Genomic DNA, 14243 nt, shown 5'->3' on the forward strand with positions numbered 1-14243 from the left:
ATGACTGACAACAAGAACCGGCCGGCAGCCGGCATCCTGGGCACCAAGCTCGGCATGACCCAGGTCTTCGACGAGAAGAACCGCGTCGTTCCCGTGACCGTCATCAAGGCCGGGCCGAACGTCGTGACCCAGATTCGCACCCAGGAGCGTGACGGCTACAGCGCCGTGCAGCTCGCCTTCGGCGCCATCGACCCGCGCAAGGTGATCAAGCCCGTCGCCGGGCAGTTCGCCAAGGCCGGTGTCACCCCGCGCCGCCACGTCGTCGAGATCCGCGTCGCCGACGCCTCGACCTTCGAGGTGGGCCAGGAGCTGTCGGCCGACGTGTTCGAAGAGGGCACCTACGTCGACGTGACCGGCACCAGCAAGGGCAAGGGCTTCGCGGGCACCATGAAGCGCCACGGCTTCAGTGGCCAGGGTGCCTCGCACGGTGCGCAGGCCGTGCACCGCCGCCCGGGCTCGATCGGTGGTTGCGCCACCCCCGGCCGCGTGTTCAAGGGCATGCGCATGTCGGGCCGGATGGGCAACGACCGCGTCACCACGCAGAACCTCTCGGTCCACAAGGTGGACGCCGAGAACGGCCTGCTGCTGATCAAGGGCGCGATCCCGGGCCGCAAGGGCGGCATCGTGATCGTCAAGAGTGCAGTGAAGGGTGGTGCCCGGGCATGAGCACCGAAACCAAGACCAACCTGACGCTCCCGGTCAAAGAGCCGGGTGGCAAGACCAACGGCACCGTCGAGCTCCCCGCGGAGATCTTCGACGTGACCGCGAACATCGCGCTGATGCACCAGGCCGTCGTGGCCCAGGAGGCCGCCGCGCGCCAGGGCACGCACGCCACCAAGACCCGCGGCGACGTCCGCGGCGGTGGCAAGAAGCCCTACCGCCAGAAGGGCACCGGCCGCGCCCGCCAGGGTTCGACCCGCGCCCCGCAGTTCGCCGGCGGTGGCACCGTGCACGGCCCGCAGCCGCGCGACTACTCGCAGCGTCTGCCGAAGAAGATGAAGGCCGCCGCCCTGCGTGGCGCCCTGTCGGACCGCGCGCGCAGCGAGCGGATCCACGTCGTCACCGAACTGGTTGCGGGACAGACGCCCTCGACCAAGAGCGCCAAGAGCTTCCTGGCCGAACTGTCGGACCGCAAGAAGCTGCTGGTCGTGGTGGGCCGCGAGGACCTCACCGCGTGGAAGAGCGTCGCGAACCTGCAGAACGTGCACCCGATCGCGCCGGACCAGCTCAACACCCGCGACGTGCTGAACAGCGACGACATCGTGTTCAGCGTGGAGGCCCTGAACGCCTTCGTGCACGGGCCCGCTGAGGCTGCACAGGAGGACAGCAAGTGACCACCATCGCCGATCCCCGCGACATCCTGCTCGCGCCGGTCATCTCCGAGAAGTCCTACGGGCTGATCGAGGAGGGCACCTACACCTTCCTGGTGCACCCGGACGCGAACAAGACGCAGATCAAGATCGCCGTGCAGAAGGTCTTCGGCGTGAAGGTGACCAGCGTCAACACCGCCAACCGTCAGGGCAAGCGCAAGCGGACCCGCGCCGGTTACGGACAGCGCAAGAGCACCAAGCGCGCGCTCGTGACCCTCTCGGCCGACAGCAAGCCCATCGAGATCTTCGGAGGCCCGGTCGCGTAAGCGGCGGGGATTCCAGAAAGCAGAGAAGAACTCATGGCTATCCGTAAGTACAAGCCGACTACGCCGGGACGGCGTGGGTCGTCGGTTTCCGACTTCGCCGAGATCACCCGCTCGACTCCCGAGAAGTCGCTGCTGCGCCCGCTGTCCAAGTCCGGCGGCCGCAACGCGCACGGCCGGATCACCACCCGGCACCGCGGCGGCGGGCACAAGCGTGCCTACCGCATCATCGACTTCCGTCGCCTGGACAAGGACGGGATCCCGGCCAAGGTCGCGCACATCGAGTACGACCCGAACCGGACCGCGAACATCGCCCTGCTGCACTACGCGGACGGCGAGAAGCGCTACATCCTCGCGCCCAAGAACGTCACCCAGGGCACGAAGATCGAGTCCGGCCCCGGTGCCGACATCAAGGCGGGCAACAACCTGCCGCTGCGTTCGATCCCGACCGGTACCACCATCCACGCGGTGGAGCTGCGTCCGGGTGGTGGCGCCAAGATGGCCCGTGCCGCCGGCATGAGCATCCAGCTGCTGGGTAAGGAAGGCGCCTACGCCGTCCTGCGTATGCCCTCCGGTGAGATCCGCCGCGTCGACGTGCGCTGCCGCGCCACCGTCGGCGAGGTCGGTAACGCCGAGCAGTCGAACATCAACTGGGGCAAGGCCGGGCGCATGCGCTGGAAGGGCCGTCGCCCCACCGTCCGCGGTGTCGTGATGAACCCCGTCGACCACCCGCACGGTGGTGGTGAGGGCAAGACCTCCGGTGGTCGCCACCCGGTCAGCCCGTGGGGTCAGCCCGAGGGCCGCACTCGTAAACCCAACCGTCCGAGCGACAAGCTCATCGTCCGCCGTCGCGGCAAGAAGCGCTAAAGAGGAGGTTAAGACATGCCACGCAGCCTGAAGAAGGGCCCGTTCGTCGACGAACACCTCCTCAAGAAGGTGGACGTCCAGAACGAGAAGAACACCAAGCAGGTCATCAAGACCTGGTCGCGTCGTTCGACCATCATCCCCGATTTCATCGGTCACACCTTTGCGGTGCACGACGGCCGCAAGCACGTGCCGGTGTTCGTGTCGGAGAACATGGTCGGGCACAAGCTCGGTGAGTTCGCGCCGACCAGGACCTTCAAGAGCCACGTCAAGGAAGATCGGAAGAGCAAGCGGCGATGAGCACTGAAACTCAGAACCCGACCGCGCGCGCGACCGCCAAGTTCGTCCGCGTGACGCCGATGAAGGCCCGCCGGGTCGTGGACCTGGTCCGCGGCAAGCGGGTCGAGGATGCGCTGAACATCCTGCGGTTCGCGCCGCAGGCCGCGAGCGAGCCGGTCGCCAAGGTCGTGGCCAGCGCCGCGGCGAACGCCGAGAACAACCTCGGCCTGAACCCGGACACCCTGGTCATCTCGACGGCCTACGTCGACGAGGGCGCGACCATGAAGCGTTTCCAGCCGCGGGCCCAGGGCCGCGCGTTCCGGATTCGCAAGCGCACCAGCCACATCACTATCGAGGTCGAGAGCGTCGCCAGCGCCGCCCCGGCTCGCAGCCGCCGGAAGGGAGGGGCTAAGTAAATGGGACAGAAAATCAACCCCCATGGCTTCCGCCTCGGTATCACCACCGACTGGAAGTCCCGCTGGTACGCGGACAAGCAGTACAAGGACTACGTCAAGGAAGACGTCGCGATCCGCAAGCTGCTGTCCACGGGCATGGAGCGGGCCGGCATCTCGAAGGTCGAGATCGAGCGCACCCGGGACCGCGTGCGGGTGGACATCCACACCGCGCGTCCGGGCATCGTGATCGGCCGTCGTGGTGCGGAGGCCGACCGCATCCGCGCCGAGCTGGAGAAGCTCACCAAGAAGCAGGTGCAGCTGAACATCCTCGAGGTCAAGAACCCCGAGTCGGATGCGCAGCTGGTTGCTCAGGGTGTGGCCGAGCAGCTGTCGAACCGTGTGGCGTTCCGTCGCGCGATGCGCAAGGCCATCCAGTCGGCCATGCGTTCGCCGAACGTCAAGGGCATCCGCGTGCAGTGCTCGGGCCGCCTCGGTGGCGCCGAGATGTCGCGCTCGGAGTTCTACCGTGAGGGTCGGGTGCCGCTGCACACGCTGCGCGCCGACATCGATTACGGCCTGTACGAAGCCAAGACCACCTTCGGCCGCATCGGCGTGAAGGTCTGGATCTACAAGGGCGACATCGTCGGCGGCAAGCGCGAGGTCACAGCCGCGCCGGCCGGTGAGCGTCGCGAGCGTCGTGAGCGGCCGAGCCGTCCGCGGCGGTCCGGTTCTTCCGGTACCACCGCGACCAGCACCGAGGCCGGGCGTGCTGCTACTGCAGTGGCGGAGCCCGCAGAGGCCTCGTCATCCAAGGAGGGCTGACCCATGCTGATGCCTCGCAAGGTCAAGCACCGCAAGCAGCATCACCCCAAGCGCTCTGGCATGGCCAAGGGCGGTACCTCGGTGGCGTTCGGCGAGTTCGGCATCCAGGCTCTGGAGCCGGCCTACGTCACCAACCGGCAGATCGAGTCGGCGCGTATCGCGATGACCCGCCACATCAAGCGTGGCGGCAAGATCTGGATCAACATCTACCCGGATCGCCCGCTGACCAAGAAGCCCGCCGAGACCCGCATGGGTTCCGGTAAGGGTTCGCCGGAGTGGTGGGTCGCGAACGTGAAGCCCGGCCGGGTCATGTTCGAGATGTCGTACCCGAACGAGGAGACCGCTCGCGAGGCGCTGCGCCGCGCGATGCACAAGCTCCCGATGAAGTGCAGGATCGTGACCAGGGAGGAGCAGTTCTGATGGCTACCGCCAATCCGGCCGCAGAGCTCCGCGAGCTCGACAACGACGCGCTCGTCTCGAAACTGCGCGAATCCAAGGAAGAGCTGTTCAACCTGCGCTTCCAGATGGCGACCGGCCAGTTGCAGAACAACCGGCGCCTGCGTGTGGTCCGTCACGAGATCGCCCGCATCTACACGGTCATGCGTGAGCGTGAGCTCGGCCTGGCCTCCGGTCCTGAAGGCAAGGGAGACGCCGCATGAGCGACGTAAAGGGCCCGGCCAAGACGCCGGCCAAGGAGGAGGTGCGTGGCAGCCGCAAGGTGCGGATCGGCTACGTCGTCTCGGACAAGATGAACAAGACCATCGTGGTGGAGCTCGAGGATCGCGTGAAGCACCCGCTTTACGGCAAGATCATCCGCACCACCTCGAAGGTGAAGGCGCACGACGAGAACGAGATCGCCGGCGTCGGCGACCGCGTGCAGCTGATGGAGACCCGCCCCCTGTCCGCCACCAAGCGGTGGCGCCTGGTGGAGGTCCTGGAGAAGGCCAAGTAAGCCCACTCCACCTCGGCTGAAGTCTGTAAAGCGAAGGCCCGCTTCCCGGTTGGGAGGCGGGCCTTCGTGCTTCGGTCTCCCGTCCGACGGATTGCGGAATGTGAGGTAACGCGGTGCCGGATGCAGATGAACGGTTCGCGCGCGCCCGGCTGGCCGCAGGCGCATTGTTCGTGCGCGGCAACCGAATCTTGCTGGTGCACAAGACATATGGCAACGGCTGGGACATCCCCGGTGGCTATGTCGAACCGGGTGAGTCGCCCGCGGAGGCTTGTCGCCGCGAGGTGAACGAAGAACTGGGAATCGACCTTCCTCCGCAGCGCCTACTGGTGCACGACTGGGCACCGAATCCGGGCGAAGGAGACAAGATCCTCTATGTCTTCCATTGCGGCGAACTGGCGGCTCGGGAGACAGAGATCGTGCTGCAAGCAGATGAACTCGACATGTGGAGATGGGTACCCGTCGACGACCTCGACGAGTACGTAGTGGCCAGGTTGGCCCGGCGTCTGCGGAACGCGTACGCAACTCACGCGAGTAGCGGCACGCGATACCTCGAACGAGGCGAGGCGGCGCCATAGCATTCGGTCGCCCCGACGACTTCCTCTGCTAGCCGATGTGCGGTGGTGTCTCCTCGTCGAGTTCGGCGATCAGTTTGTGGGGGGGGGCGATCATTCGGTAGGCCTCGGTGATGAGTTCGTGGATTTCTGTCCAGTCGAGGGGGACGTCTAGGTAGACGCCGAGCCAGTCGGGGCCGCCGAAGGGTGGGTGGAAGAAGCGGGTGGGGAGTTGGGTGGTGAGGGCTTCTGATTCGCCCGGGGGTGCTGGGCACCAGAAGCCCACGCGGCCGGCGGGTTTGCGTTCGGAGTAGGTGACCAGCGTTTTGCGGCGTACGCGCCAGCACGGCTCGTCGTGGTTGAGATGTTCCGTGACCCCGGGGAAGGTCAGGCACAGCTCGCGCAGCCGTTGCAGGGGAACTTCGGCCATATCCGCCATTGTCCCTCTCGGAAGTCTGCGAGATCGACCACGTGAAATCAGCGTGCTGCACGTGATCGAATCTGCGGTGGTGAAGGCTGCGGTGACTTGCCGGGTGGCTCAGGGGAACTCGGCGGCCACCTCGTAGAGGGCGGGGTTGGCGGTGGCGGTTTTGCGGGCCTGGTCGACGGAGGCCACGACGGTGGGGTTCATGCCTGCTGCCTCGCAGGCCTCGACGCTGTCCCAGTGGGCGACGTTGACGAGCTGGAATCTGGTGTTCGGCAACAAGGCTCGGTGCAGGCGGACGTCGCGGAAACCGGGGGCGGTGCGCATGAGGGCCACGCGTTCGCGCCACTGCTCGATGAATCCGTCGACCTCCTCGGCGGGCAGCTCGATCGCGTTGATGAATGTGACGCCTTGATCGGTCATGGGGGGTCCTCCGTAATGTGTTGTGGGTGTTCAGAGTTCGAGGGCCGCGGCGATCGGTTCGCCGGGCCCGACACCGGGTGGGACGGCGAACAGCGCGCTGCCGGTGTGCTGGATCAGGCCGTTGAGGCGGTCGGTCGCCGCGAGCATCCGCTGGGCCTTGACGAACTGGTCCGGCGGGTTGTTCATGTACGCGGCGAAGAGCAGGCCGACGTCGAGTTGATCGTGCCCGCCGTGCGTGTGATTCGGGTCGGTGCCGGGCGGATGGTCGTGTGGCTCCGTCTCTTTCGCTGTCGCGCCGCCGAGAACGCCGTAGTCGTAGTTGTATCCGCGACGCAGCATGGGAATGCCGTGGACGAGACGCACATGCGCGTCGGCCGGTATCGCGAGGTCCCCGTCCGCGGAGCGCGCGTCGAGATCGATCGGCTCGAATTCGCCGTGTCCGCCCAGCGGTGCGCCGTCGCCGCGGCGGCGGCCGATGATGCCGTCCTGTTCCACGGTCGGCAACTGATCCCATTCGGCGGTCCGCATCCGAATCTTGCGGAATACCAGGTACGTTCCACCGCGGAACCAGGACGGCTCGGCAGCGGCGTCGACCCAGACGGTGCGTTCGAAGTCCGGGGACCCGGGCGCCGGATTCGCGGTGCCGTCCTTGTGTCCGAACATGTTTCGCGGAGTGCCGCCGTCGGCCGGGCGGCCGAGAAAGCCCTGCTGCGTCCATCGCATGCGGGCGAGTCCCGGCATGCGGGCCCGCAGTGCGCGAAAAGCGTGGCTCACGATCTGGGCGTCGTCGGCGCAGATCTGCGCCAACACATCGCCGCCGCACCAGGCGGGATGTAATGCGTCACCGGCGAATTCGGGTAGCGGCCGCAGATGCGCGGGACGCCGGTCGCCGATGCCGAACCGGTCGCCGAAAATGCCCGGGCCCAGGCCGAAGGTGATGGTCAGCCGGGCGGGGCCGAGGCCGGTCGCGAAATCGGTGTGCGCGCTGAACCCGGCTGGCGTGCCCGGCTTTTCGGGCACCCGGTGACCGGCGGCGAGCGCCGCGGCCGTGGCGGTCCAGGCCGCCAGGAGATCTCGGAGCGCGGTGCGATCGGGTCGCGCGATATCGCAAGCGAAAAACAGGGCGTGCGATTGCGCCGCGGTGGCTATGCCCGCCTGATGAATTCCGTGGAACGACTCGGCATCCGGGCCGGAGGGCGAGCGATCCGGGGTCGTGGCGCGCCCTGCGACGGCGCCGACGGCGGCGGCACCGGCCGCCGCGAACGCCGACCCGAACATCGCTCGCCGCGAGACCGGGCCCAGCTTCGACCCGGTGTTACTACGAGTTGTAGTAGTCTCGCTCATGCTGCCCAAGGCTAGCCGAGATGTGTCGAACCTTCAATAGAGCTGAAGGATTGGTGTGGGTCGGCTCGAGTCCGGTGATCCTTCATCGGCGACCGGCCCGTGGTGGCGTCGCGGCCGGGAATGTCGACTCGCTGGGCGAGAGCTGATGGCGGACAAGGAAACTGATGTCCGGGTTGTCGTGATTTATGCCGTGGCCATAATGCGACATCGGGGGGATCGGCGGACCTGCGGTAATCGAGTGCGTGCAGCGGGCTTCGCCCTCGATAATCGGTCGAAAACCGAAGCCTCGCATTATTGGTTGCCACCGAACCGCGTGGAGCAGTGGCGGGATTCCGTCGAGTCGAATACGATCCGCGCGGAACCAACCGTCCGTTGGAGGGACAATTGACCACCCCGAGTACGCAGGAGCGCGAGACCGGGGGAACCGCAGGTCGGCGAACGGTACCCCTGTCGCAGCTGATCTACCTTATGGCCGAGCACGACAAGCTGGGCGAACACCGCCAGACGTTTCTGCCGCCACCGATGAGTGGAGACACCGTGGTGCGTGGCTGCGCGCTGGTGGCGGGCGGGCTGGTCGTCGTGGGCGGGCTCTGTGCGGCCGCCGGTTCGCTGGTGGGCAGCGGCGCGGTCGGCGCGCTGGCGCTGGTGCCGGCCGCGGCGGCATTCCTGCGCGGTCGACGCAACCGTGGCAGCCGCAGGGCGCGACTGGATCTGTTCGATTACGGCATGACCGTGTACCGCGGTGTCGAGAAGATCGTGGCATTCCGGTGGGACAGCCTCGAGGTCCGGCAGCAGGTCATCCCGTTCCATAATGCGGCCGCGGCGGCAACCGACTACTCGTTCACCCTGACCGGTCCCGGAAACAGCACCGCCGCCTTCGACGAGTCGATCTTCGACGGCGCGAAGGAATGGGGCCCGGCGATCCAATCCGCAGTCACGGCAACGCAATTGCCGCATGTGGTCGCCGCTATCGACAGTGAGCAGACCATTCGATTCGGCGATATCGCGGTGGATCTCAACTCCCTCACCTTTGCGGAGACCTCGTATCCGTGGGAGCACATCCAGCGGATGGAGGCGCACCACGGCCTGGTCTGCATCAAGGCTGGCGGGCAATGGATTTCGCTCGTCTCGGTCGAAACCATCCCGAATTTCTACATTTTCAACGAGGTGACCGAACGACTACGCCTCGCCGCACTGGACGAAATGGCCGAGCAGGCCGCGGCCGATGCCACGAGGAGCGGCGACGCGGCAGTGTCGGAAGAAGGCGCCGAGGCGGAGCAGCCTTCGCTCACGCCGTGGGCTCGGGCCGCCGCGGAGACGAACTCGACGGCGGCGCCCGCGATTCGTCCCCCGACACTGCAGGCCGACGCCCCCGCGGCTCGCGGTGGGGCCGTGGATGTCCCCATTCATCCTGAGCAGGAGGATATTTCGGTCCGCGAGGGAGCGGAGGCGGTCGGGGTTGCCGGTCCCGCACGGGATTCCGAGTAGGGCGAGGACGACCGCTAACGCATAACAGGCAGGACCGGGGTATGTGAGCGTCCGGTGGCGGCCTCGATGAAGGCGATCGGATCCGCTATCGCGGAAAGTATTTCGACCGTCCGCCGCAGGCCCGCCTCCGGCGGTGCGTCACCTCCGACGGCGTCGATCAGGTCGAGCAGGTGCGTGGTGGCCTCCACGATCATGGTGTCGGCCAGCGCCCGGAAGCTGACGGTGCCGAGGATCGGGTGGACGAGACCGGCGGCGGGATCGGCCCCGCGCAGCTCCGCGAGCATCGGCGGGCCGTCGTCGGCGAAATGCCGGACCAGCGTCTCGGGGCCGACCGCGGAGGTCTGCTGTGCCTGTTCGGCGACGTCGTCGGCCAGCGTGTGTGCCGGCCCGCCGGGCTCGTTGAAGATCCGAAGCCACTGCGCGCTACTAGTCACCGCGGGTGAGTCCACCCGCTCCCCGCGCAGGAAGTCCAGCACCTGCTTGTCCGGCGCCATGTGGGCGACGAGATCCTGCACCGTCCATCCCGGAAGTCGCGTGGGTGTCGCCCACTGCGCGGGCGTCAGTTCCGCCACCCGCTCGCCCCAGGTCACGCAAAGCCGTTCCAGCGTGGTGATATCCATATGAACCCCAGTTCACCCAACGATGCGGATGCCATGCCATCCCATGTCAGCACCATCCGGTGGCGGTCGCAACGAGATATCGCTCGATGAGCGCGACACCGGGCTTCGTGTAGCTTGGTGATGTCTTCTCACCGGAGGGCCCGCGGGTCCTCGAGGGCTTCGGCCTCGCCAACCGGTTTCCCGGTGCCCCATGGCATCGAGGAGGTGGGAGTCGTACACGACTCCGGTGAGGTATGTCTTGAACAGCTCTGTTTCACGTCCGCATAATCCTGCTCTCTCTCGCCCGCGACGGCCGTACCCGCACGTCGTCGTGGTCGGCGCGGGTCTCGGCGGGCTCTGTCTCGCCCAGGGCCTGCGCCGTGCCGGTATCGGCGTCGCCGTCTATGAGCGCGACGCCGCGGCCGCCGTCCGGGCGCAGGGCCACCGCCTGCACATAGATGCCCGCGGGCGGCGGGCGCTGTCGGCGACGCTGCCGCCGCATCTGTTCGCGCTGCTCGCGGCCGTCGCCGGACGACCCGCGATGACTGCGAACGGTTTCGATCATCGACTGCGTCCGACGGGCGTGTTCGCGCTGGACGATCCGGTGCCGAGCCCGGGCACCGCGGAGCACCTCCTGCCCGCGCATACGGTCGTCGACCGGCAGGTCCTGCGTCGCATCCTCCTCGCGGGGCTCGACGACGTCGTTCACTTCGGGCGCCGCTGTGTCGGTTACGACAGCGATGCGGACACGGTCAGGGTGCGGTTCGCCGATGGCAGCACGGCGCAGGGCTCGGTTCTGGTGGCCGCCGACGGCATCGGATCGGTGATTCGAGCGCAGCGGCTGCCGGATGCCCGTGTCGTGGACTCCGGGACGCGCCTGATCTACGGCCGCGTTCCGCTGACCCCCGAACTGCGCCGCGAACTCCCGCCGGAGATGTTCAGCGTCTTCAACTCCGTCATCGATCCGGACCGGCGGTTCGTCGGCGTCGCGCCCGTTCAGTACCGGGAACCACCGCGGGCAGCCGCGGCGCGATCGGCGCCCGAGGTGGCTCTCGAGCCTGCCGAGGACACCCTGGCGGTGATGTTCGGCCGCCGCCTCGACCGGCTCGGGCTCTCCGACGGGGAACTCCGTGCCGCAACGGATGTGGGCCTGCGCGAACTGGTGCTCGAGCAGCTCACCGGCTGGCATCCCCTGGTGACCCGGATCGTCGAGGGGTGGACTCCCGCGAGCATCTACCCGATCACGGTGCGCAGCAGCGTTCCCGTCCTACCGTGGCAGTCCTCGAACGTGACACTGCTCGGCGATGCGATCCACGCCATGAGCCCCGCCGCCGGGGCCGGTGCGAACATGGCGCTGCGGGATGCCGCCGCATTGGCAGAGGCGCTGACCGAGGTCGCCGACGGGCGTCCGCTCCTCGATGCGGTGCGCGAGTACGAGCGGGCGATGGCCGACGAGGGCTTTCGCATGGTGCGACGGTCGGCAGCGAACGGGACGCAGGCGTTGGGGGCGGAGCCGCTGCCGGATTGATCGGGCCGGTCTGTGCGGTCATGAAACGGGGTGATGTGACGACATATGCCGTCGGGACGCGAATTGTGTCCGCTCAGACCGGGATCCGAGCGCTCCTCACCCGCTGACGGCGTAGGGGAGGCGGATGCGGCGCGCGGCTTCGAGGATGCCCAGGATCCGGGAGCCCGGCAGTCCGATGGAGGAGCCGATGGCGGCGGGGGTCCAGGACTCGTCGGCGAGGGTGAGTATCTCGGCGAGCTGCTCCACCGGGAGCTTGGACAGGCGGCGCTCGGAGATCTCGCGCGCCACCGCCCACACCCCGACATTGTCGATCTCGGCGGCCAGGTCGTCGGCACTCGCCCGGGTTTCGGTCGAGTCCTGTTCGGCGGCTTCGGGTTCCGTCTCGACAACCGCATACGGACGCCGGTACTTGGAGACGTCGGGGGCGGGCTCCTCGAGGGTCAGCTGGGTGCCGCGCCGACCCGGCTGCTGCGCACGCGGTTGCCGATCCGCCTCGGTCGGTGCCTGAGGTTCGGCCGTCTCCGGAGCCGAGGCGGGGCGCCGGGTGTACGGATGCGCGGCGGTGGACTTCTTCGCGGTGCGTCGAGAGTCGTTGCGCCCCTGCGATTCGGAACCGTTGGGAACGCTGCCGGTGTGCTGCCGGATTGTGCCGGTTTCGCCGTCGTACTCGGCGCGCGATGATCCGTTCGGCCCGGGGCGACCGGTATCCGGCTCTCCGGTGGAACCCGTGCGCTCCAGAGGGGAGCCGGATGCCGGGCGGCGGTCGTCACCGGGCTCGATGCTCTGCTCGGTGGTAGGGACCGTGGGCTCCGACGTGGGTGCGGCGGCCGGGCGGGGGCCGTCACCGTGGTCGCTCTCCTGGCCGCCGGACGGGCTGCCTTCGTCGGGGGACGGGCTCACTCGTTCCGCGTCCGTGTCGGCCGATTCGCCGAGCTGGTACCGCCGCTCCGAGAAAGACTGCTCGGCAACGCCATTCGAATGCTCCCCGTTGATTCGAGGCGCAGGCTGACCGTTGCCGTTGCCGTTGCCGTTGCCGTTGCTGGGGGAGTTCGGCGCGCTGTGTCGCCGGTCGGTCTGCGGCAGGCGTGGCTCGCGGAACCCGTTCGGAACGGACGGTGCTGCGGGATGTGTGTGGCCGTTGCGCCCCGAGTGGCCCGTTGTCGGTGACGCGCCGTGCTGCGGATTCACCTGGTTGCTGTCAGGGCCGCGGGATGGGGTGGGAAACCCGTTGTGTTCGACGGTGTTTGCGGGCAGGTCGTGTGTGTGGTTGCCGAAACCGCTGGTAGTGGGGGCCGTTGGCGATGGGTGCGTGTCGCCGTTGTGCGAAGGCGCAACCCGGGGATGCCTGTCGGGGGCAGAGCGGTGGAGGTGCCCGTTGTTCCCGGGGGCGATATCCGTAGGGCGAGTGTTGCTCTCGTGATCGTCTCGCGTCGACTGCGGGTAGGACGCGAGGGGGTCGATCGGGCGGCCGTTGCCGTACGGCTCGGCGGTCGCGTGGCCGTTTACCTTGTGCCCCAGTGTTGTCGAGGCTGTTTCGGTGCCGTGCCCGTTCGCGGGGAGGTCGTCCGGCGGGTATGCGTGGCCATTGCGATCGCCGAAGTGGGTACGGTCCGTTGTGGGGCGGGGAGCGGCGGTTTCCTCCGACCGGTGGTCCCGGCCATGACGGTTGTCCGGTTGGGCTTGCGCGTCGACGCTGGTGCCTACGGCCTCCGCCGATGGGTGGCTCCGGCCGTTGCGGCTACTCGGCTGAGGTCGGGGGGTGTCGGGAGGGGAGCCGTGGGCATTCGTCGGCGGGATGTGGTCGGAGCCGGGCGACTGTGGTGCGGACCCATCCGCCGGGTGGTCCTCGGGCCCGGGGTGGGGGACCGAGTGCGCCGTAAGACCCGGATCGCCTGGTCTGTAAGCGGCGGCGCGGTCATCGGCCGAATGGTTGGAAAGCATTGGGCCGGAGGGGTATTCGTGAGCGGCGGAGAGGCGGCGAGATCCCGAACCCTCGCGGACCGGGGCGAAGGCGTCGACTATGCGATGGGTGACCGTGCGGCCGTGCTCCGCCGAGTTGTCCGGGATCGCGTCGATCAGCTGGGCGTAGCGCGCGGAGACCCAGGCGTGCAGCCAGATCACGACGCCCACCATGACCGGCGCCACCGCGGCCTCGGCGGCGCGGGCGGGTGCGCCGCCCGCCAGGTGCGGCCCGGCGTTCAGGGCGATGGTGACGCCCAGCAGTGCCGCCTCCAGGAAAACCACCTTGCCCCGGGCGATTTCGCGGCCCCACCGCGCGGCGGTCGTCGCCACCACCATGATGGTGATGATCGGGATGGAGATCATCGCCTCGAAGCCGTAGCTGAGCCAGTACAGCGGATCGGACATATCGCCGCTGGGCACCAGATTCTGCTGCACGTTGACGCCCGCCCACACCATGCCGAGCACCACCACGCCGATCAGGGCCCGCGAGGACCATTCGGCGCGGCGGTACAGCTGGGCAAGGCGCGCATCGGGATTGGACACCCGGCGCCGCGCGGCGAGTGCCTTCCGGTGCCAGCGGGCGTCGGCGTCGTCGGCGCGGCGCAGTGCGCGCTCGACCCGGCGGTCGCGCTTCTCCGCGGCCAGTTCGGCGGTCACCGCTCCGCGACGCTGCCGTCGGCGCTGCGCTCGAATCCATTCCGCCAGATCGCGTTCGGCGGCGATCTCGGAATCGGACATCTCGTCGAACAGGGCGGGATCCGTCTGCAGCGGAAGCTTGCCGCGCGCGGTCGCCACCCGCTGGGCCAACGCGGCGATCTCTGCTGACATCTCTGCATTCCCGGCCGACTGGTCGTCGCGCATCGCGAGCCTTCCATGACGAAGGTATGGTGCCGAATATCCGCAACAGCCGATTACTCGAACATATGTGTGACCGCAGTGAGAGTAATCCGTGACCTACCCGTGGTCAATGGTGACACCG

At 68.0% G+C, this 14243-nt stretch carries 18 protein-coding genes and 1 pseudogene; 14 read left to right on the top strand and 5 right to left on the bottom strand.

Features of this window, described 5'->3' with window-relative positions; all coding sequences use genetic code 11:
* The 11 genes from rplC to NM1_RS16665 all read left to right on the top strand — a co-directional run.
* On the top strand, nucleotides 1-666 hold a 666-nt coding region (rplC, locus tag NM1_RS16615), incomplete at its 5' end, for a 50S ribosomal protein L3 (RefSeq protein WP_068020523.1).
* Nucleotides 663-1334 (top strand): 50S ribosomal protein L4, encoded by a 672-nt coding sequence (rplD, locus tag NM1_RS16620; protein WP_068020525.1) that lies wholly within the window; start codon nucleotides 663-665, stop codon nucleotides 1332-1334. The genes rplC and rplD, both read left to right, overlap by 4 nt.
* On the top strand, nucleotides 1331-1636 hold the full coding sequence (gene rplW, locus NM1_RS16625; RefSeq protein ID WP_068020527.1) for a 50S ribosomal protein L23: 306 nt from the start codon (nucleotides 1331-1333) through the stop codon (nucleotides 1634-1636). The genes rplD and rplW overlap by 4 nt, the downstream gene beginning before the upstream one ends.
* Nucleotides 1637-1669: 33 nt before the next feature.
* Nucleotides 1670-2500, top strand: a complete 831-nt coding sequence (gene rplB / locus NM1_RS16630; RefSeq protein ID WP_068020529.1) for a 50S ribosomal protein L2 — start codon at nucleotides 1670-1672, stop codon at nucleotides 2498-2500.
* A 15-nt stretch (nucleotides 2501-2515) separates the two neighbouring features.
* Complete coding sequence (rpsS, locus tag NM1_RS16635) at nucleotides 2516-2797, top strand: 30S ribosomal protein S19 (protein ID WP_024800475.1); 282 nt, start codon at nucleotides 2516-2518, stop codon at nucleotides 2795-2797.
* A complete protein-coding gene (gene rplV, locus NM1_RS16640; protein WP_040745656.1) occupies nucleotides 2794-3192 on the top strand; it encodes a 50S ribosomal protein L22 in 399 nt (132 codons plus the stop codon). Before rpsS ends, rplV begins: the two co-directional genes overlap by 4 nt.
* Entirely contained in the window at nucleotides 3193-3993 is an 801-nt protein-coding gene (rpsC, locus tag NM1_RS16645) for a 30S ribosomal protein S3 (RefSeq protein ID WP_068020532.1), read from the top strand.
* Between the two features lie 3 nt (nucleotides 3994-3996).
* Nucleotides 3997-4413: a 50S ribosomal protein L16 gene (gene rplP / locus NM1_RS16650; protein WP_068020538.1), complete on the top strand. Its 417-nt coding sequence runs from the start codon at nucleotides 3997-3999 to the stop codon at nucleotides 4411-4413.
* Nucleotides 4413-4652 (top strand): 50S ribosomal protein L29, encoded by a 240-nt coding sequence (gene rpmC / locus NM1_RS16655; protein WP_068020540.1) that lies wholly within the window; start codon nucleotides 4413-4415, stop codon nucleotides 4650-4652. The genes rplP and rpmC overlap by 1 nt, the downstream gene beginning before the upstream one ends.
* Nucleotides 4649-4945, top strand: a complete 297-nt coding sequence (rpsQ, locus tag NM1_RS16660; RefSeq protein WP_068020542.1) for a 30S ribosomal protein S17 — start codon at nucleotides 4649-4651, stop codon at nucleotides 4943-4945. The genes rpmC and rpsQ overlap by 4 nt, the downstream gene beginning before the upstream one ends.
* 113 nt (nucleotides 4946-5058) lie before the next feature.
* Complete coding sequence (locus NM1_RS16665; RefSeq protein ID WP_068020544.1) at nucleotides 5059-5520, top strand: NUDIX domain-containing protein; 462 nt, start codon at nucleotides 5059-5061, stop codon at nucleotides 5518-5520.
* Nucleotides 5521-5548: 28 nt separating this feature from the next.
* Here NM1_RS16665 and NM1_RS16670 read toward each other — a convergent pair whose 3' ends face one another.
* From NM1_RS16670 to NM1_RS16680, 3 genes are all read right to left on the bottom strand, one after another.
* Nucleotides 5549-5926, bottom strand: a complete 378-nt coding sequence (locus NM1_RS16670; protein ID WP_068020600.1) for an MmcQ/YjbR family DNA-binding protein — start codon at nucleotides 5924-5926, stop codon at nucleotides 5549-5551.
* Between the two features lie 108 nt (nucleotides 5927-6034).
* Nucleotides 6035-6343: an antibiotic biosynthesis monooxygenase family protein gene (locus NM1_RS16675; RefSeq protein ID WP_068020545.1), complete on the bottom strand. Its 309-nt coding sequence runs from the start codon at nucleotides 6341-6343 to the stop codon at nucleotides 6035-6037.
* Nucleotides 6344-6373: 30 nt separating this feature from the next.
* Nucleotides 6374-7687: a Dyp-type peroxidase gene (locus NM1_RS16680; protein WP_068020547.1), complete on the bottom strand. Its 1314-nt coding sequence runs from the start codon at nucleotides 7685-7687 to the stop codon at nucleotides 6374-6376.
* Nucleotides 7688-8071: 384 nt separating this feature from the next.
* Here NM1_RS16680 and NM1_RS16685 point away from each other — a divergent pair, with 384 nt between their 5' ends.
* On the top strand, nucleotides 8072-9175 hold the full coding sequence (locus NM1_RS16685; RefSeq protein WP_174556882.1) for a DUF6585 family protein: 1104 nt from the start codon (nucleotides 8072-8074) through the stop codon (nucleotides 9173-9175).
* 14 nt (nucleotides 9176-9189) lie between these two features.
* Here NM1_RS16685 and NM1_RS16690 read toward each other — a convergent pair whose 3' ends face one another.
* Complete coding sequence (locus tag NM1_RS16690; RefSeq protein WP_068020551.1) at nucleotides 9190-9795, bottom strand: maleylpyruvate isomerase N-terminal domain-containing protein; 606 nt, start codon at nucleotides 9793-9795, stop codon at nucleotides 9190-9192.
* A 190-nt stretch (nucleotides 9796-9985) separates the two neighbouring features.
* On the opposite strand from NM1_RS16690, the pseudogene NM1_RS44785 reads away from it, so the two are divergent.
* Both NM1_RS44785 and NM1_RS16695 read left to right on the top strand, forming a co-directional pair.
* Nucleotides 9986-10225 (top strand): annotated as a pseudogene (locus NM1_RS44785) (FAD-dependent monooxygenase); the annotation flags it as partial.
* A 90-nt stretch (nucleotides 10226-10315) separates the two neighbouring features.
* A complete protein-coding gene (locus NM1_RS16695; protein ID WP_246011570.1) occupies nucleotides 10316-11302 on the top strand; it encodes an FAD-dependent oxidoreductase in 987 nt (328 codons plus the stop codon).
* 96 nt (nucleotides 11303-11398) lie between these two features.
* On the opposite strand, the gene NM1_RS16700 is transcribed toward NM1_RS16695, so the two are convergent.
* The gene (locus tag NM1_RS16700; protein ID WP_147289084.1) at nucleotides 11399-14092 is read right to left on the bottom strand and encodes a hypothetical protein; all 2694 of its coding nucleotides are present in this window, start codon (nucleotides 14090-14092) and stop codon (nucleotides 11399-11401) included.
* Nucleotides 14093-14243 lie beyond the last annotated feature (151 nt).

The organism is Nocardia mexicana NBRC 108244 (assembly GCF_001613165.1).
In the GTDB taxonomy this organism is placed as follows: Bacteria; Actinomycetota; Actinomycetes; order Mycobacteriales; family Mycobacteriaceae; genus Nocardia; species Nocardia mexicana.

Excerpts from the sequence above, each read along its gene's own strand:
- rplV (WP_040745656.1), top strand. The coding sequence starts at position 2,794 with ATGAGCACTGAAACTCAGAACCCGACCGCGCGCGCGACCGCCAAGTTC.
- NM1_RS16695 (WP_246011570.1), top strand. The coding sequence starts at position 10,316 with ATGACTGCGAACGGTTTCGATCATCGACTGCGTCCGACGGGCGTGTTC.
- rplD (WP_068020525.1), top strand. The coding sequence starts at position 663 with ATGAGCACCGAAACCAAGACCAACCTGACGCTCCCGGTCAAAGAGCCG.
- NM1_RS16690 (WP_068020551.1), bottom strand. The coding sequence starts at position 9,795 with ATGGATATCACCACGCTGGAACGGCTTTGCGTGACCTGGGGCGAGCGG.
- rpsQ (WP_068020542.1), top strand. The coding sequence starts at position 4,649 with ATGAGCGACGTAAAGGGCCCGGCCAAGACGCCGGCCAAGGAGGAGGTG.
- NM1_RS16680 (WP_068020547.1), bottom strand. The coding sequence starts at position 7,687 with ATGAGCGAGACTACTACAACTCGTAGTAACACCGGGTCGAAGCTGGGC.
- rplP (WP_068020538.1), top strand. The coding sequence starts at position 3,997 with ATGCTGATGCCTCGCAAGGTCAAGCACCGCAAGCAGCATCACCCCAAG.
- rpmC (WP_068020540.1), top strand. The coding sequence starts at position 4,413 with ATGGCTACCGCCAATCCGGCCGCAGAGCTCCGCGAGCTCGACAACGAC.
- rpsS (WP_024800475.1), top strand. The coding sequence starts at position 2,516 with ATGCCACGCAGCCTGAAGAAGGGCCCGTTCGTCGACGAACACCTCCTC.
- NM1_RS16700 (WP_147289084.1), bottom strand. The coding sequence starts at position 14,092 with ATGTCAGCAGAGATCGCCGCGTTGGCCCAGCGGGTGGCGACCGCGCGC.
- NM1_RS16675 (WP_068020545.1), bottom strand. The coding sequence starts at position 6,343 with ATGACCGATCAAGGCGTCACATTCATCAACGCGATCGAGCTGCCCGCC.
- NM1_RS16670 (WP_068020600.1), bottom strand. The coding sequence starts at position 5,926 with ATGGCCGAAGTTCCCCTGCAACGGCTGCGCGAGCTGTGCCTGACCTTC.
- rplB (WP_068020529.1), top strand. The coding sequence starts at position 1,670 with ATGGCTATCCGTAAGTACAAGCCGACTACGCCGGGACGGCGTGGGTCG.
- rpsC (WP_068020532.1), top strand. The coding sequence starts at position 3,193 with ATGGGACAGAAAATCAACCCCCATGGCTTCCGCCTCGGTATCACCACC.